At 36.5% G+C, this 16,771-nt stretch carries 16 protein-coding genes and 1 pseudogene; 11 read left to right on the top strand and 6 right to left on the bottom strand.

What is annotated here, in order from left to right; translation table 11 throughout:
* Positions 1 to 72: 72 nt before the first annotated feature.
* From lptB to ACVWYG_RS08005, 6 genes and pseudogenes are all read left to right on the top strand, one after another.
* A complete protein-coding gene (lptB, locus tag ACVWYG_RS08030; protein WP_457269664.1) occupies positions 73 to 813 on the top strand; it encodes an LPS export ABC transporter ATP-binding protein in 741 nt (246 codons plus the stop codon).
* Positions 814 to 818: 5 nt separating this feature from the next.
* Positions 819 to 2,336 (top strand): GH3 auxin-responsive promoter family protein, encoded by a 1,518-nt coding sequence (locus tag ACVWYG_RS08025; RefSeq protein WP_457269663.1) that lies wholly within the window; start codon positions 819 to 821, stop codon positions 2,334 to 2,336.
* A gap of 49 nt (positions 2,337 to 2,385) precedes the next feature.
* Positions 2,386 to 2,817 (top strand): YkvA family protein, encoded by a 432-nt coding sequence (locus tag ACVWYG_RS08020; RefSeq protein WP_457269662.1) that lies wholly within the window; start codon positions 2,386 to 2,388, stop codon positions 2,815 to 2,817.
* A pseudogene (locus ACVWYG_RS08015) lies at positions 2,798 to 2,935 on the top strand (DUF2752 domain-containing protein); the annotation flags it as partial. The gene ACVWYG_RS08020 and the pseudogene ACVWYG_RS08015, both read left to right, overlap by 20 nt.
* 197 nt (positions 2,936 to 3,132) lie before the next feature.
* Positions 3,133 to 3,615 carry a CCC motif membrane protein gene (locus tag ACVWYG_RS08010; RefSeq protein ID WP_457269661.1) on the top strand — a complete coding sequence of 161 codons (483 nt, stop codon included), beginning with the start codon at positions 3,133 to 3,135 and terminating at the stop codon, positions 3,613 to 3,615.
* Between the two features lie 104 nt (positions 3,616 to 3,719).
* A complete protein-coding gene (locus tag ACVWYG_RS08005; protein ID WP_457269660.1) occupies positions 3,720 to 4,130 on the top strand; it encodes a BrxA/BrxB family bacilliredoxin in 411 nt (136 codons plus the stop codon).
* Positions 4,131 to 4,574: 444 nt separating this feature from the next.
* On the opposite strand, the gene cdaA is transcribed toward ACVWYG_RS08005, so the two are convergent.
* On the bottom strand, positions 4,575 to 5,366 hold the full coding sequence (gene cdaA / locus ACVWYG_RS08000; RefSeq protein WP_457269659.1) for a diadenylate cyclase CdaA: 792 nt from the start codon (positions 5,364 to 5,366) through the stop codon (positions 4,575 to 4,577).
* Between the two features lie 69 nt (positions 5,367 to 5,435).
* Positions 5,436 to 6,296 carry a dihydropteroate synthase gene (folP, locus tag ACVWYG_RS07995; RefSeq protein WP_457269658.1) on the bottom strand — a complete coding sequence of 287 codons (861 nt, stop codon included), beginning with the start codon at positions 6,294 to 6,296 and terminating at the stop codon, positions 5,436 to 5,438.
* Positions 6,297 to 6,388: 92 nt separating this feature from the next.
* On the opposite strand from folP, the gene ACVWYG_RS07990 reads away from it, so the two are divergent.
* From ACVWYG_RS07990 to ACVWYG_RS07970, 5 genes are read left to right on the top strand one after another with little or no spacing between them, the layout of a single operon-like run.
* Entirely contained in the window at positions 6,389 to 6,934 is a 546-nt protein-coding gene (locus ACVWYG_RS07990; RefSeq protein ID WP_457269657.1) for a DUF1599 domain-containing protein, read from the top strand.
* A gap of 17 nt (positions 6,935 to 6,951) precedes the next feature.
* Complete coding sequence (locus tag ACVWYG_RS07985; RefSeq protein WP_457269655.1) at positions 6,952 to 8,103, top strand: BT_3928 family protein; 1,152 nt, start codon at positions 6,952 to 6,954, stop codon at positions 8,101 to 8,103.
* A 1-nt stretch (position 8,104) separates the two neighbouring features.
* Positions 8,105 to 9,160 (top strand): ABC transporter permease, encoded by a 1,056-nt coding sequence (locus tag ACVWYG_RS07980; protein ID WP_457269654.1) that lies wholly within the window; start codon positions 8,105 to 8,107, stop codon positions 9,158 to 9,160.
* Between the two features lie 2 nt (positions 9,161 to 9,162).
* The gene (locus ACVWYG_RS07975; protein ID WP_457269653.1) at positions 9,163 to 9,597 is read left to right on the top strand and encodes a DinB family protein; all 435 of its coding nucleotides are present in this window, start codon (positions 9,163 to 9,165) and stop codon (positions 9,595 to 9,597) included.
* A gap of 5 nt (positions 9,598 to 9,602) precedes the next feature.
* A complete protein-coding gene (locus ACVWYG_RS07970; RefSeq protein WP_457269651.1) occupies positions 9,603 to 10,094 on the top strand; it encodes a shikimate kinase in 492 nt (163 codons plus the stop codon).
* 31 nt (positions 10,095 to 10,125) lie between these two features.
* On the opposite strand, the gene ACVWYG_RS07965 is transcribed toward ACVWYG_RS07970, so the two are convergent.
* The 4 genes from ACVWYG_RS07965 to ACVWYG_RS07950 form a co-directional block, all read right to left on the bottom strand.
* The gene (locus ACVWYG_RS07965) at positions 10,126 to 10,503 is read right to left on the bottom strand and encodes an acyl-CoA thioesterase (protein ID WP_457269650.1); all 378 of its coding nucleotides are present in this window, start codon (positions 10,501 to 10,503) and stop codon (positions 10,126 to 10,128) included.
* A 98-nt stretch (positions 10,504 to 10,601) separates the two neighbouring features.
* A complete protein-coding gene (gene crtD / locus ACVWYG_RS07960; RefSeq protein ID WP_457269649.1) occupies positions 10,602 to 12,077 on the bottom strand; it encodes a 1-hydroxycarotenoid 3,4-desaturase CrtD in 1,476 nt (491 codons plus the stop codon).
* On the bottom strand, positions 12,070 to 12,786 hold the full coding sequence (locus ACVWYG_RS07955; protein ID WP_457269648.1) for a 4'-phosphopantetheinyl transferase family protein: 717 nt from the start codon (positions 12,784 to 12,786) through the stop codon (positions 12,070 to 12,072). The genes crtD and ACVWYG_RS07955 overlap by 8 nt, the downstream gene beginning before the upstream one ends.
* The gene (locus ACVWYG_RS07950) at positions 12,773 to 16,771 is read right to left on the bottom strand and encodes a non-ribosomal peptide synthetase (RefSeq protein ID WP_457269647.1); all 3,999 of its coding nucleotides are present in this window, start codon (positions 16,769 to 16,771) and stop codon (positions 12,773 to 12,775) included. The genes ACVWYG_RS07955 and ACVWYG_RS07950 overlap by 14 nt, the downstream gene beginning before the upstream one ends.

The raw sequence follows: 16,771 nt of genomic DNA, 5'->3' as shown, positions 1-16,771 counted from the left end.
CGCATTAGTCTGCTAAGCCGTCGTTTAGAAAGTACATTCTGAAATAAATTCAGAACGACGAATGGATAATATATGATACTAAGAGCTGAGCATCTTATAAAGAAATATAAGCAAAGAACAGTAGTGAGTGATGTTTCTTTCGAAGTGAGTCAAGGGGAGATCGTTGGGCTTTTGGGTCCAAATGGTGCGGGAAAAACCACGTCATTTTATATGATTGTGGGCCTTGTTAGACCTAACGAAGGGAAGATTTTTTTAGACGACAAAGACATTACCAGCGACGCGATGTACCGCCGTGCGCAAATGGGGATAGGCTATTTAGCTCAGGAGGCTTCTGTTTTTAGAAAGCTTACTGTAGAAGACAATATTCTAGCCATCTTGCAAATGGGTCCGTTAAGTAAGGCTGATCAAAAAGATAGGTTAGAAGAGTTGATCAATGAGTTTTCTTTACAAAAAGTAAGAAAAAATAATGGCGATCTACTCTCGGGCGGCGAACGAAGAAGGACAGAAATTGCGAGAGCGCTAGCCGCTAACCCTAACTTTATTCTGCTAGATGAGCCATTTGCCGGCGTAGATCCCATTGCAGTAGAGGAAATACAAAGCATTGTTGCAAAACTTAAACATAAAAATATAGGTATTTTAATAACCGACCATAATGTTCAAGAAACATTGTCAATTACCGATAGGGCTTACCTACTGTTCGAAGGAAGAATTTTAGAACAAGGAGTTCCCGAGGTTTTGGCCGAGAATGAGCTGGTGCGCAAGGTTTATCTTGGAGCTAATTTTGTGCTGAAACGTAAAACCTTTTTGCCTTAGTAAAAATGGTCTTTGTAAATTCTATTTTTAGCTGGTTTATGAAAAAGCGTATCCACCAGATAGAGCTTTTCATGAAATATCCGCACGATGTGCAGGAAGAATGGTTCCATGCGTTGATAGAGAGCGCACAAAATACCGAATGGGGAAAGTTTTACGACTATAAATCCATTTTAACCATACAGCAATTTCAGGAAAGAATCCCAATTCAAAATTACGATACCTTGAAGCCATTTATAGAACGGATGTTGAACGGTGAACAAAATGTCTTATGGCCTTCGGAAATTAATTGGTTTGCTAAATCTTCTGGTACAACAAGTGATAGAAGTAAATTTATTCCTGTTTCTCAGGAGTCTTTAGAAGAATGTCATTTTAAAGGCGGCAAGGATATGCTATCCATTTATTGCAACAATAGGCCCAACAATCAAATGTTTACGGGGAAAGGTTTGGTATTGGGCGGGAGTCATCAGGTAAACCAACTTAACAACGATTGTTTTTATGGCGATTTATCAGCAGTATTGATAAAAAATCTACCAATCTGGGCAGAATATTACCGTACGCCTGATATGTCTATCGCACTAATGGACAATTATGAACTGAAATTAGACAAGATGGCCGAGGCAACCATAAAAGAAAACGTAACAAGTATTTCTGGAGTGCCTACATGGACCATTGTCTTGGCAAAGAAAGTTTTAGAGATTACGGGCAAGAAGAACTTAATGGAAGTTTGGCCTAATTTAGAACTGTATGTACATGGTGCGGTAAACTTTGGTCCTTATAGGGAACAATTCCGACAGCTTATTCCAAATGATGAGATGTATTATCTAGAAACTTACAATGCTTCGGAGGGATTTTTCGGTCTACAAGATCAAGAGAATTCGGAAGATTTGTTGTTAATGCTAGATTATGGCATTTTCTACGAGTTCATATCGATGGAGGATTTCTGCGAAGAAAATCCAAAAACTTTCCTACTTGGTGAAGTAGAGATGGGAAAAAATTACGCCATTGTTATTTCTACAAATGGCGGTTTATGGCGGTACATGATAGGAGATACCGTTCAGTTCACCTCAATTTCGCCATACCGTATTAAGATTACAGGCCGCACAAAGCACTTTATAAATGCTTTTGGAGAAGAGGTAATTATAGATAATGCTGAAAAGGCGCTGACTGCGGCTTGTTTAAAAACAGGTGCGAAAGTAAAAGATTATACAGCCTGTCCGATTTACTTTAAAGGCGAGGAAGTTGGAGGTCATGAATGGCTGATCGAATTTGAGAAACAACCAAATAATCTAGCCTGTTTCGTGGAAGAATTGGACGATACATTAAGAGCTGTAAATTCTGATTATGATGCAAAGAGATTTAAAAACATGGCATTAAAACCACCGCTAGTGCATAATTTGCCAAAAGAAACTTTTTACAACTGGTTGAAAGCAAAGGATAAATTAGGTGGACAACATAAAGTACCTAGGTTGGCAAATGATAGAAAATATGTAGACGAAATTTTAGCGTTGATTAAAACCTTCTAATGTTTTTTATCAAGCACACTTTTGGCAGCTAATTTGCGAAAGAAAAAATATGAGATTAAATGTTAAGAGAATTTTAGCACTTTTTGGGGGTTCAAAAAATAAAGCCCGGATTATTTTAAAGGACAAAAAGAAAGCCCAAGAAACTATAAAAATGGCCTTCGGTAAAGCCATAAATAATAAGGGCAGCCTGGATGAGGTTTGGGAGAAAATGCAGTTGCTGTTCGGTATATCTAGAGATTATCTGAATGGAAGTTATCCAAATGTGCCGCTGGGTTCCATAATAGCAATTGTGGGAGGATTGATCTATTTTCTTTCGCCTATAGATGTCATACCAGATTTCATTCCTTTTTTAGGGTTTGCAGATGATATTTTTGTATTAAATTTAGTCTACAGACAAGTAATCAAAGACATTGAAAAATATAAAATATGGAAATCAGATCGAGCAAACACAGAAGACGTAGATGCAGAAGTTCTATCATAATGTATTTAATTGGTTAGGTCAGCATCTTTTCGATTGCCCGTTCAAACTTAACTTCGGAATTGATTGTCCAGGTTGTGGACTGCAACGCTCCATTTTTGCCCTCCTAAATGGAGATTTTATGAGTTCTTTCAAGTTTTATCCCGCCACTATTCCCTTATTAATATTGGTCATTTTCGCTTTTTTCCACATTAAACTAGATTTCAAATTAGGAGCAGTTGCCATTAAAGTTTTATTTGGCTTTGTTGCTTTCATTGTTGTAATTAATTATTTTTATAAAATATACAACCATCAGCTAACTAACCTTTAATAAAAACTATGTCTGTCGATCAGGAAAATCCTCAAGAAAGTGGATCAGAAAGTCCAAAAGAGCAAACTGAAAAATTCAATCCAGGGCATCTGGAAGGGCCTCCAAATTTTAATTTGCCTCCAACTCCTCCACCTTTTCAAGCCCCACCTGCTTTCGGACAGTTTGGGGGTAATTATGGCGGGCAGCAAAACTTGCCGAATGCTACGGCGTCTTTAATACTTGGAATATTATCAATTCCTGCTTGTTGCTTTTATGGTTTTTTCGGAATTATTTTTGGCGTAATTGCAGTAATTTTGTCTAACGGCGATATAAAGAAATATCAAATGAATCCTGGTATATTTACTGAAGCATCCTACAATAATAGTAAAGCGGGAAAAATCTGCGGAATTATTGGACTTTCCCTTAGCGCACTATTTTTCGTTTTCTGGATACTGATCGTAATCGGATTATTCAGTTATCCTGCGCTCTTTCAAAATTTTAGAAAATTCTAGATTAAATAGATGTCCTAATTTTACCTTTAAAACATAAATCGGATGGTACATGCCGCCCGATTTTCTTATTTTTGTAAATTAGTTTTCAATTTAAAATAATAGATATGTATCCAGAATATTTAGTAGAACCAATGCGTGCAGAATTAACAAGTGTTGGTTTCGAACAGCTTAAATCGGCTGCTGAGGTAGATGCAGCCATCAATAGCGAAGGAACTGTTTTTGTGGTTGTAAACTCTGTTTGTGGTTGTGCCGCCGCAAACGCAAGGCCAGCTGCTAAAGCCGCTGCTGCAAATGAAAAACATCCAGATAGATTGGTAACAGTTTTTGCTGGAATGGAAAAAGATGCGGTTGATCAAGCAAGAAGTCATATGATGCCTTTTCCTCCGTCATCTCCTGCTATGGCCTTGTTTAAAGATGGAAAATTGGTTCATATGATAGAACGCCACCAAATTGAAGGTCGTCCGGCACAGATGATTGCCGATAATTTAATAGGTGCTTTTGAAGAGTATTGTTAATTTAAGAATCAAAAAATTTAATATTGGCAATTCGTTTCTAAACGATTTGCCATTTTTTTTAACATTTTTTCTTAGTTTTTTGGGCGTGTCCCAAGCTGCGCAAGGGTCGGGCAATCCGTTACAATCTTTTGCTTCCCAAACCCCAAAAGAACCTTTAGGCAAAAGGATTTTCACTACTGTCCCTCACGCATTAATCGGAATTTAGAAGCGGAAGTCAGGCGTCGGAAGTCGGTCTCAGAGATGGGAAATACAGCGAAATTTTTTTATTTCTGACTGCTTTTTTGCGTTAGGGGTGGTAGGGGCTTGGTGCCAATTTTTTTTGGCACGGTAGCGAAGCGAACCCCCGCACAACCCGACCGGGGTTTTTTCCCCGGGAACGCCCATAACAGAAAATTAAGAAATATCTTTTCAACTATGGCACTACTCAAAAACTGAAAATTAGCTTTAAAAATCTTTATTAAGCAACTTTTCTAGTTCTCCGAAAGATACATTCATTCGCACCCTACCCTGCTTTGCGTAAGATATTTCTCCAGTTTCTTCTGAAATGATAACTGCCACAGCATCTGTTGTCTCAGACACTCCAATTCCTGCCCTGTGTCTCAAGCCAAATTGTGGTGGAAGCTGATCGTTATCGGTGAGCGGCAAAATACAACTTGCACTTTTTATTTTGTTCTCTGAAATAACTACAGCGCCATCATGTAGCGGGCTGTATTTTTGAAAAATACTTTCCAATAAACGTTTAGAAATTTTTGCATCGACATATTCACAGCTATTTGCGAAATACTGTTCATCATAAAATTTAACAAATACGATCAATGCTCCCGTTCTTGTTTTCTTCATTGTTTTACAAGCATCGATAATGGGCTTAATCCGAGCTAAATTATTAGCTTCTATGTCTTTTCTCCCAAATAAATAACCCCACCATGCCTTATTTTTTTGCAGAAATGCATTTTTTCCTATAAGGAGCAGAAATCGTCTAATCTCTTGTTGAAAAATAATGATAAGCGCAATGATACCAACGCTCATAAATTTTTCAATGATTGTGGTCAGCAACTCCATATGTAGCGCCTTAACTACAAAATAGAAAACGGTAATGATAAACATACCAACCAAAAGGTTCACCGCAAGCGTATTGCGGATGAGCGTATATACGTAGTAGAGTAGCAAAGCCACAAGAACGATGTCTACGATATCTGTTGCAGAAACTTTTAGAAAATCAAAGTCGAAGGGTCTCATGTGGCTGCAAGATAAGAAACTGTTTTCGCTTTATGTGCAGGTGTTTTGAGGTGCTCTATATCAAACGTGTCAATATTGATTTAGTAATCCCATAAGGGTTATGCATTCTATTGCCTCTTTAACATCGTGTACGCGCAGAATGCTGGCGCCGTTTTGCAATGCCACCGTGTTTAGAATACTTGTACCATTTAACGCCTGTTGAGCGGTAATTTTTAATGGATTGTAAATCATTCCCTTTCGAGAAAGACCTGCCATGATTGGCAAACCTAGTATTTTAACGGAATCTAAATTTCGTAGTAATTCATAGTTATGGACTGATGTTTTGCCAAAGCCAAATCCTGGATCTATAATTACGTCTTTAACACCAAGTTTGAGGAGTTCCGCAGTTTTAGTTGTAAAAAATTCGAGCACATCTAAAACCACATTTTTATAAGTCGGGTTTTTCTGCATATTCTGTGGGCTTCCCTGCATATGCATCATAATATATGGAACATTTAGGTCTGCAACAGTAGCAAACATTTGCTCATCTAAAGTGCCAGCCGAAATGTCATTTATTAGTTGCGCTCCAGCATTTATGGCACATTTTGCTACTTCAGCTCTAAAAGTATCTATCGAAATAATAGCCTTAGGAAAGGTTTTCGCAATCAGTTTGATGGGATTAATTACTCTTTCTAATTCTTCGTCTAAAGAAATATTTTCAGCAGTTGGTCTGGACGAATATCCGCCAATATCGATAAAAGTAGCGCCCTCAGTTAGAAACTGTTCAACTTTTTTCAAGATTTGATCAGTAGCAGATATTCTGCTTTCAGCATAGAAAGAATCAGGTGTCAAGTTTAAGATGCCCATCACCTTTGGCGTTTTTAACGAGATAATTCTGCCATTTAGATTTAAGCTTTCTTTCGGATCCAGAAAACTTTCTTGTCGCTTCATAATTTCCGAGATTTTGGTTTCGCCATAAAAATGTATCTTTAGACGTCGTGCCGAAGGGCACAAAAATACATTTTAAATAATAAATTTTTCAATTGGATACTACAAATACTTCCGCTGAATTTGATAACGTGATAGCCATATGTAGATCGTTGTTTTTAAAAAAAACTAAAGACTATGGCACAGCTTGGCGAATTTTAAGACCAAGATCTATCACAGATCAAATTTTTATTAAAGCTCAACGCATAAGAACCTTAGAGGAAAAGAAGATCAGTAAAGTGAATGAAAATGTAGGTTCTGAGTACGTGGGCATTGTAAACTATTGTGTAATTGCAATGCTGCAGTTGTCTTTAAGACCGAGCGATCCAGCCGATCTGGCTTATGAAAAGGTCGAACATCTTTTTGATCAAAAAATACTAGAAACAAAGACGTTGATGTTCGCAAAAAATCATGATTATGGCGAAGCTTGGAGGGATATGCGCATCAGTTCACTGACCGATTTGATATTGATGAAACTATTACGTGTTAAGCAGATTGAGGATAACGATGGAGAAACCATTGCTTCAGAAGGAGTGGAGGCCAATTATCAAGACATGTTAAATTATGCAGTTTTTGCTTTGATTAAATTAGGCGCTAAATAATTTAGTTTAAAGTAGCAATGAAAAAAAATACCATCATTATTTTCCGTTTGTTTGTCGGACTATTATTTATCTTTTCCGGGCTTATTAAAGCAAACGATCCGCTTGGTTTTGGCTATAAATTACAAGAATATTTCGAAGTATTTCAAATTGGGTTTTTAGGTAATTTTGCAACAAGTATTGCCATTTTACTTTGTACATTGGAGGTAATATTAGGCACTTTGCTCTTGTTCGGCTTTTGGTCCAAAAAAGTAGTTTGGGGATTATTGATTCTAATTGTCTTTTTTACACTCTTAACCTTTGTGTCTGCAGCTTTCAAAGTGGTTACAAGCTGTGGCTGTTTCGGCGACGCTATTCCCTTAACTCCATGGCAATCTTTTAGCAAAGATTTAATCCTACTGTTAATGATTGTGTTCTTATTTAGACATAGAGAATTTATCAGACCAATAATTAAAGGGTCTAAAACCCAAAAATTATTGCTTGCGGTGGTTACATTTTTTTCGTTTGCTTTTGGGGTTTACACACTTAATTTTTTGCCAATAATTGATTTTCTGCCTTATAAAGTGGGCGCAAACGTTCCATCGTTGATGGTTATTCCTGCGGGAGAAAAGCCAGATGAATATGAAATTGTTTATCAGATGAAAAACAAAAAAACCGGTGAGCAAAAAAAATTAACTGATAAGGACTACGTAAAAACGGAAATTTGGAAAGACGAGAATTGGGAAATTATTGGCGATCCAGAGCAAAAGTTAATAAAGAAAGGTTATGAACCTGAAATTAAAGATCTGATTATTGGGGATGCTTCTGGTACGGATTATACCAAAGAAATTATTGAAAATCCATATTATAATCTCGTATTTGTAGCATACAATCTAACTGACACCGATGAAGGTGCGATTGGAAAGTTAAACGCGCTTGCTTTAAACGCTACACAACAGTTTAACATTAGAAGTGTGTTGCTTACCTCAACCTCCGCTCAAACTGCATCCGATTTTGTTAAAAGAAATAATTTTTTCGCAGAGATTTTTTACGCAGATGCTGTTCCGCTAAAAAGTATGATTAGGTCAAATCCTGGCATTCTACTTTTTAAAAATGGGGTGATTGTAAATAAATGGAGTATGCATCAAATACCAAGCTTTGACGAGTTGAGCAAAAAATATTTTAATAAATAAGATGTTTGGGTACGCTTTAAGGAAATTAGGTTACGGAATGTTGGTAATGGCGGGCGTCATTACGGTAGTTTTTGTGCTCTTCAACATATTGCCAGGTGATCCTGCTAGGATGACTCTCGGACAACGTGCCGACGTGCAGTCTTTAGAAGCGGTACGTAAAGAGTTTGGATTAGATAGGTCTAAGCCCATGCAGTTTTTGCTTTATATAAGCGATTTATCTCCCTTAAGTGTCGAAGAAAACACTTCTATCGCTCAAAAAAAATATCAATATGCTAAAATTTTTAGTTTCGGAGAGAAAACATTAGTAATAAAATTTCCTTATTTGCGTAGCAGCTATCAAACTAAAAGAGATGTAGTTTCTATTCTAGCTGAAACCGTCCCGAATACTTTTATTTTAGCGATTACCGCAATGCTTTTTGCCACGGTCATAGGTGTTTTCTTAGGGGTGCTTTCTGCAGTCTACAAAGATACTTTTATAGATAGAGCAGCAAATTCATTTGCAATTTTAGGCATTTCTGCTCCTTCTTTTTTTGCAGGAATTATCATTGCCTGGGTATTTGGCTTTTTATTAAGTGACTATACAGGGTTGCGGATGAGTGGAAGTCTTTACAGTTATGATCCATTTAAAGGAGAAGTATTGAGCTTAAGAAATCTTCTATTGCCTATGATTACTTTAGGTTTACGGCCACTGGCAATTATTGTCCAGCTAACGAGAACTGCAATGCTCGACGTACTTGCACAAGATTACATTCGTACCGCAAAAGCAAAAGGTTTGGGGCGAAATAAAATACTCTACAAACATGCCCTGAAAAATGCATTGAACCCAGTAATCACGGCGATTTCTGGTTGGTTTGCATCCCTTTTGGCCGGATCATTTTTTGTAGAATATATTTTTGGTTATAACGGATTGGGTAGAACAACTGTTGCCGCCCTAGAAATGTCTGATTTTCCTGTAGTTATGGGCTCTATTTTATTTATCGCACTTGTTTTTGTTTTGATAAATATATTGGTAGATATTCTTTATGCCTATCTAGATCCAAGAGTTAAACTGGTTTAATTATGATAAGAGCAATTTTAGACTATTGCCAAGAAGCAGACAATAGGATTATTGAAGTTTTTACAAGCACAAAAAATAGCCCTCCGCAGGCTTTGGCTCTATTTTCTCATGTGTTGAACGCGCAACATATTTGGGCAAGTCGAATGTTAAATAGGAAATCTAAGTTTTCTTTTTTTCAAGTCCATTTGCTCGACGATTTCGGAGGTGTTCATGAACAGAATTTCGTTCTATTTAGAGAAGTTTTGGATCAAATTTCTCTAAATCAAAAAGTAAATTATATCGACTCTGAAGGGCTGAATGGTACAAGTGCTGTTAGAGATATTCTTTTTCATGTTTTCAATCACTCAACCCATCATCGCGGACAAATTGTGATGCTCTTTCGTGATAACGGAATCGAGCCGCCGGTAACAGATTATATTTATTTAAAAACAAGTTGAATCTAATGAAAGTCTTTTTAATAGGTTTTATGGGCTGTGGAAAAAGTACCAAGGCGAAACAGTTGGCGCAGAAACTAAATTGCCCTGTAATAGATTTAGATTCAGAGATTGAAAAAAGATCAGGCAAGTCTGTTGCCGATTATTTTGACGAGTTTGGCGAAGCAAAATTTAGACAATTTGAAACTGAAACATTGAAAGATTTTCCTTATCCCGATCGCTGTGTCGTGGCAACGGGTGGCGGACTTCCATGTTTTTTCGATAACATAGATTGGATGCGAGCCAACGGTAAAACAGTTTATCTAGAAATGAAACCTGCCCAATTAGTTTCTAGACTTCAAAACAGAGACAAGCGTCCACTAATAAAAAATATGAACGACGAAGAACTTTTGATTTTTATTGAGGGAAAGCTTCAGGAACGCAACAAATTCTACCGCCGAGCAGAAGTTATTGTTGATGGGTTTAATTTAGACTTAGATGGCTTTTTAGCAATCCTCTAAAAAAGCGTCTTAAATGAAACCTTTGGGCTTCTTAAGGTTTCATATACTTAATTTCAGTTTTTCCATGTGCGCTTGGCTCACCATTATCGTTCATATTTACAAACACAATTTTATCAATCGTTAAGATACTTTTCTTCGTAATTTTGTTTCGCACCTCGCAGCACATTGTCAATGATGTGTGGCCGAAGCCAGTGGCCGTAATGCCCATTTCTATAATGTCTCCTAACTTCCCAGAACTTACAAAATTTATTTCGGACATGTATTTGGTAACAACTCTAGAGTTTTCCAATTGACAAATGGCATAAATAGCTGCCTCTTCATCAATCCATTTTAGCAAACTTCCGCCAAATAAGCTGCCATTTGGGTTGAGGTCTTCGGGCTTGATCCATTTTCGGGTATGAAAATTCATAAAAATATTTTGAAGTTATTAAAGCTGCAAATATAGGCTTTCAATGCAGGGATAAATTCAGTTCAATGTCAGCTATTTTTTATTCTGGAAATGTAAACTTAACTGAGCTCGTCGATAATTTTCGCCGACAGCAGCGCCAAAGGAATGCCTCCACCAGGATGAACACTGCCGCCACAGAAATACAGGTTATCTATTTTGGATGAAAAATTAGGGTGTCTTAAAAAGGCAGCAAATTGATTGTTGGAACTATTTCCATAAAGAGATCCTTGAAATGAGCCCGTGTTTTCTTCAATTTTAATTGGGTCTAAAATTCTTTCGCAGATTATGTGTTTTTCTATATCGATCTTTAAAGTACGATTTATTTTTTTTAAGATGTTTATTTTAGCTGTCGAAATTAACTTCTCCCAAACTTGACCGTCATTTGCGGGCACATTAATCATCACAAACCAGTTTTCACAATCCTGTGGGGCATCGCCTCTAATTATTTTTGAGGTAATGTTTATGTAAATGGTAGGATCTGGAGAAATTGATTTCTCTTTCCAAATGTAGTCGAATTCCTCTTCGTAGTTTTGAGAAAAAAGAATGTTATGCACATCTAGCTCCGGAAAGTTCCCTCGTATCCCCCAATAAAATATTAAGGCAGAACTGCTCCGTTCTTGAGACAGGATTTTCTTCGGAGCAGGCATATTTTTTAATAACCTGTTGTAGGTAAAGTAAATGTCTAAATTAGAAACAACCACTGTAGATTTAAAAATTTTTCCATCGCACCTTACACCTTCAACGCGTTGCCCTTTACCTAAATCTGAATAAATGATTTCGTCTACCCTACGTTTAAAACTAAATTTCACTCCCAATTCCCTTGCAAGTTTTACCAGTGCATTTACGATGGAGTACATGCCGTCGTTTGGTAAAAACGCACCAAAACCGTACTCAAAATGTGGAATTACATTTAAGGTAGCAGGCGCTTGAAAAGGATTAGATCCGTTGTACGTTGCGTAGCGGTTAAATAATTGGGTCACTCGCTCATCGGAAAACATGGCATTGTTGGCTTCGCTTTGTGTTCTGAAGGCATCGATTTTACCAAAGTTTAACACTGATTTTAACGTATCCCAATGCAAGTAACTCTTTACTTTATGAAGGGAGCGTTGTAAAAAAACCTTATCCGTTACTTCATAAATTTTCTCGCTCTTTTTTAAGAAATTTAAAACTTCTGTTCGATTACTTTCTGTCTTGTTGCCAACTTCATCCGCAAATTTTTGGACCTCGGCAAAAGCATTTAAGCGTAGTCCATCTTCATAAAAATACCGACAAATCTCTTCTAGTTTAAAATAGTCAAAATAATTACGCGGATTTTTTCCCGCAAGGATAAAAAGTTCATCTACATATTGCGGCATAGTAAAGAGACTTGGCCCAGTATCAAAACGAAATCCATCTAAACTTAGCTCGCCGAGTTTGCCGCCTGGTTTTTCATTTTCCTCAAACACTGACACATTGTAACCTTTTATCGCAAATCGGATAGATGAAGCAATGCCTGCAATTCCAGCTCCAATTATTATAGCCGAGGGTTTACTCATTGACGCAAGCAGTAAAGAATGAAGGCAATATATTATATGTGCTAAGTCTAACTAGTGCGCCGTTTAGCGCAACACTTGCAATATCTGAATCGTTAATTTTAAAAGAGTGCAAATTGTAAGTCGAGTCCATTCTTTTTATAGTATTATTCAAAACAGAAATGGTTGGCAGATCCTCTGTTAAGCCTTCGCCGGTTGCCTTTAGTAGTGCTTCTTTTCTTGTCCACAAAATCAAAAAGCTTTTTTTGCTATTTTGGTTTTGGTTGATGTAATTTATTTCCTCAACACTAAAAGTATTTTTAAGAATTACACTAAAATCAAAGTGCTCTTTTGGAATCTCGACATCTATACCTATAGGTTTGTTGGACAGGGCAATAAGCACATAATCTCCGCTATGTGCTAAATTAAATTCTAGGTTCCGAAAAGAAGGTTTTCCATTTTTAGATAGTTCTAAAACTATTTCATCAGCAGAAGCACCAGATAAATGTTTGAGTAATAATTTAAGTGCAATTCTGGCGGTCGAAAACCGCTCTAAATCAGCTAAAAATCTAAAACGATTTGCTTTTATTTTTTCGTCCTCTGAAAGGAGTCGACCATAATATTTACGTACTTCAGCAAGCACATCTGGGATTTTAATCTTAAAAATAGAGGTACAATCTAGATTTATTGTTTGGCGTTCGAAATCTACCCAGTCGCATTTATTCAGCATCATCTAACACCTGTTGCAGAATTTTAGCAAATGCGCTATCATTTGGTGGAAATAAAAACGTTTTGTGGTCGCCAGGCACTTCATGAATGTCTACTCGTTCTGAGGTAAAATTTCTCCATCCTAAATATATTGGGTCATCAAGAAAATAAATTCTTTTCTCCACTCTGAACAGTTGAATTGGAACGTCAATTGGTTGCATCTTATAGGTAGCAGCTGCAATGTCGTAGGCATTTATCATTTCCTTATTGTACGTAAAAATTTCGTCTGAAGGAATTTCACGGCCTATTTTGTTTGCAAGTTTAGTTTTTGCAATTAGCGTTTGATATTTAATTGTTTCTCCCGGAGCGCTTATCAATCGGTCCATTATAAAAGGGACTTTTCTAAACTGTCGTTCAATTTTAGACATTATTTTTGATAAACCGACTTCTTGTTTGTGAAGATACGTATCGAAAATACCAAGCATTTTCACCGTTTTCCCCATAGCTCTTAACTGTTTTGCCATTTCGAAAGCAATTTTTCCTCCTAATGAATAGCCTGTTAATTGAAAAGGACCATCGGGATTCTGCAGCAAAACCTCTGATAAATATTTTTTAGCTATTTCTTCGATTGAATAGTAAAAAACTGTTTCTCCATTTAAACCCAATGCCTGAAGTGCGTAAACTGGTTGTTCTTGGTCTAAATATTGAGCCATAGATCTGAAAACAAGCACGTTCATTCCGCCTCCGTGCACAAGATATATTGGTGGTTTGCTTCCCGTCGCTTTAATTGCGACCAAAGAATCCAGCTGTTTATCTGCTTTTACTTCTAGTAACGTAGCAAGTTTTTCGACAGTAGGGTTTTCAAATAATGTAGAAAGCGGTAAGCGTATTCCAGATTGTTTTTCAACTTCTATCATTACTTTAATTGCAATCATCGAATGGCCACCTAATTCAAAAAAATCATCTTTTATGCTCACTTTTTTAATGCCCAGCGCCTCTCCCCATATACGAGCTATAAGTTCCTGATTTTTATTTTTCGGTGCAATAAAAACGTTTTCTTCTACAATATTTAATAAGTCTCGTACTGGAAGTAGCTTCCTATCTATTTTTCCATTCGACGTTAAGGGAATTTTGTCAATTCTAATCAACACTCTAGGAATCATATATTCTGGAAGCCTATCTCTCAAAAAAGCAATAATACCATCCTTGTCTAGCTCAATATCCGACACTATGTATGCTATTAGTTGCTTTTCGTCACCTAACGTGTCTTCAGTCAGGACCGCACATTGTTTTATTTCGCTATGCTGTTGTAAAGTATTTTGAATTTCTCCGAGTTCGATTCGATTTCCTCTTATTTTGATTTGATCATCAATTCTACCAAGATATTCTATGTTTCCATCTGGTAACCAGCGCACCAAATCCCCTGTTTTATAAACGACTTCATTAATGTCGATTCGAATATTTTTGATGAATGATTTTTTTGTTATGTCGTCGTTTTTTAAATATCCTTCCGCCACACCGTTTCCACTGATGTAAAGTTCTCCGGGCAAACCAATCGGACAGCGTTTGAAGTATTTGTTCAATACATAAACGTCAGTATTTGAGAATGGCTTTCCAATCGGAACCGTTTTAGGATAATGGTGGTCTTTATTTACGATATGAAGAAGTTTGCCGATTGTTGTTTCTGTTGGTCCGTAATGATTCACAATTAGGCACTTAGAATCACTATTTCGTATTAATTTGATGTATGTTCCTGGCAGTGATTCTCCCCCAAACATCAGCAGTTTTTTAGGATATAGCTCCTTGTTTTTTAAAGTAAGATATTTCCAATGGGAGGGAACTATTTTTAAAAAGTCTATTTTATGAGTATCGAAGTAATGATGAATGAAAGATATATTATTGAATCTATCTTTGCTAAAAATATGTAACTCGGCACCGTTTGTAAGTGCGCTAAATAGCGTTGTATTTCCTAAGTCTGTTGAAATGGAGGAACCAAGTGCAAAACTTTGACAGCTAGTAACGACGGGAAGTTTACTTTTCAACCCATACAGATAGTCTATTATTGATTCATGTTTTATCATTACGCCTTTCGGACTTCCTGTAGATCCGGAGGTATAAATGACATAAATTAAATCTGTTTGCTCAATTTTTACTGGAGGAGCTGCTTTTGACGCATCCCAAACTTGATCTGCCGACTCATCGATTTTTATCATATCAATCGATAAAAAGTCGCCCAATCTAATGGAGTTCTCCGTATCAATAATCATCAAACTACTTTCAGAATCGTCTGTAAGTTGTTTAGCTCTAAACGAAGGAGATTCTGCATCAATAGGTGCATAAGCGGCACCTGTTTTCAATACTCCTAAAATTGCAACAATCATCTCTAGAGAAGGCTTCACACATATTGGAACAATAGAGTTGTTGCCTATATTTCTTTCTATAAGATAATTTGCAATCTGGTTTGATTTTTCATCTAACTGCCTATAAGTTAGATATTTATTTTCGAAAACTACAGCCTTTTTATGTTGGTTTTCCTGTACCTGTTTTATAAATAAATCAACTATTGTAACGTTGTGTGGATAATCTACAACATTTGGTGTAATCTCTGGGAAAGGATTGCTATCGATAAAAGCGTCTTTTATTAAAACTTCTGGATTGGAGGTAAATGCTACAAGCAGGTTCTCAAAATCGAACATCATTCTTTCAATCGTTTCAGATTTAAACAATTGTGTATTATAAGCCCATTCAAAAAATACCGCGTCTTTGGAACCGTTTACGTTTAAGGAAATTTCAAATGTTTGACAAACCCGAGGATTAGAAAAAATTTCATGCCTTAAACCTTCAAATTTCACGTTGTCGTCCATGCCCTTATCCACGTTAAATACAATAGGCACTAGCGGAATGGTAGATTGATCTCTTCTAATATTTAATTTCTTTAGCAATTCACTAAATGTTAACCGTTGATTGTCATACACATCGTACATCTCATCTCGTCTTTTCTTTAAAAACTCGATAAATGGGATTTCGGGTAAAATTTTACTTCTTAACGGAAGTAGGTTTACACAATGGCCAACAACCCTAAATTGCTCACTTGCAAGTTGACCGGCTGCCGGCAAACCAAGAACAATATCTTCCTGTCCGGTTTGATTGTATAAAAATATTTCGAAGGCGGCAATTAAAGTAGTTACAACGCTGCAGTTTGCTTTTGAGGCAAGATTTTTAATATTTGAATACAGGGTATCGTTTAACAGATAGTCGTTTCGTTTTCCTTCGTAGGTTCTTATGGAAGGTCTGCTAAAATCTGTTGGGAGATTTAGTGTAGGAACGCCATCCTTGTATTGATTAATCCAAAAATCTTGTGTCTGTTTATACTCATCAGTTTTATTAAAAGCAATAACTTCTTTTGCATAAGTGCTCATTTGTTCTTTATTCTCTATAAAGGGAATAGTACCTTTTACAATACTGTTATAGAATGAACTTAGGTCTTCCAACAAAATCCCGATCGACCAACCATCGCCAATGATATGATGGATGATTAAGGTTACATAGTTCGTTTCCTCGTCAATTTTATGGACGAAGAGTTTAAATAAAACATCGTTGTATAAATCGAATGGGATACTTATTTCTTGCTTAATGAAAGATTTAAGTGCATCTTTTAATAAATTTGGGTCGATGTTGGAGAAATCAGTATAAACAATGTCTGTGTCTATATTTCGAAAAATTATTAAGCTTTCTCCATTCGTAGAAACGTTTGCTCGCAGTGCTTCATGAGACTGAATTAAATATTCAATTGCTTTTTTGAACGCATCCAGATCAAACTTTCCGTGCAATTTTAATGAAATAGATTCGTTATATGCAAGATTTGCGTTTTTTTGGCCGATCATGCAAGAAAGCCACAATTCTTTTTGAGATTCATTTAAGGCGATAACTTTTTGAATTTCTTTCCCGTATCCAAAAGGATTGTAATTTATTTCAATAAATTTATTGTCTGTATCCAAAGTATTAATCAT

It is taken from the genome of Pedobacter sp. UYEF25 (assembly GCF_054061655.1).
The sequence above is the reverse complement of the archived record's forward strand: the minus strand, read 5'-3'. Positions and strand labels throughout refer to the sequence as shown.

Coding starts and splice junctions, on each gene's coding strand:
- lptB (WP_457269664.1), top strand. CDS start 73: ATGATACTAAGAGCTGAGCATCTTATAAAGAAATATAAGCAAAGAACA.
- ACVWYG_RS08025 (WP_457269663.1), top strand. CDS start 819: ATGGTCTTTGTAAATTCTATTTTTAGCTGGTTTATGAAAAAGCGTATC.
- ACVWYG_RS08020 (WP_457269662.1), top strand. CDS start 2,386: ATGAGATTAAATGTTAAGAGAATTTTAGCACTTTTTGGGGGTTCAAAA.
- ACVWYG_RS08010 (WP_457269661.1), top strand. CDS start 3,133: ATGTCTGTCGATCAGGAAAATCCTCAAGAAAGTGGATCAGAAAGTCCA.
- ACVWYG_RS08005 (WP_457269660.1), top strand. CDS start 3,720: ATGTATCCAGAATATTTAGTAGAACCAATGCGTGCAGAATTAACAAGT.
- cdaA (WP_457269659.1), bottom strand. CDS start 5,366: ATGAGACCCTTCGACTTTGATTTTCTAAAAGTTTCTGCAACAGATATC.
- folP (WP_457269658.1), bottom strand. CDS start 6,296: ATGAAGCGACAAGAAAGTTTTCTGGATCCGAAAGAAAGCTTAAATCTA.
- ACVWYG_RS07985 (WP_457269655.1), top strand. CDS start 6,952: ATGAAAAAAAATACCATCATTATTTTCCGTTTGTTTGTCGGACTATTA.
- ACVWYG_RS07980 (WP_457269654.1), top strand. CDS start 8,105: ATGTTTGGGTACGCTTTAAGGAAATTAGGTTACGGAATGTTGGTAATG.
- ACVWYG_RS07975 (WP_457269653.1), top strand. CDS start 9,163: ATGATAAGAGCAATTTTAGACTATTGCCAAGAAGCAGACAATAGGATT.
- ACVWYG_RS07970 (WP_457269651.1), top strand. CDS start 9,603: ATGAAAGTCTTTTTAATAGGTTTTATGGGCTGTGGAAAAAGTACCAAG.
- ACVWYG_RS07965 (WP_457269650.1), bottom strand. CDS start 10,503: ATGAATTTTCATACCCGAAAATGGATCAAGCCCGAAGACCTCAACCCA.
- crtD (WP_457269649.1), bottom strand. CDS start 12,077: ATGAGTAAACCCTCGGCTATAATAATTGGAGCTGGAATTGCAGGCATT.
- ACVWYG_RS07955 (WP_457269648.1), bottom strand. CDS start 12,786: ATGATGCTGAATAAATGCGACTGGGTAGATTTCGAACGCCAAACAATA.
- ACVWYG_RS07950 (WP_457269647.1), bottom strand. CDS start 16,771: ATGATTAATACTTTGGATACAGACAATAAATTTATTGAAATAAATTAC.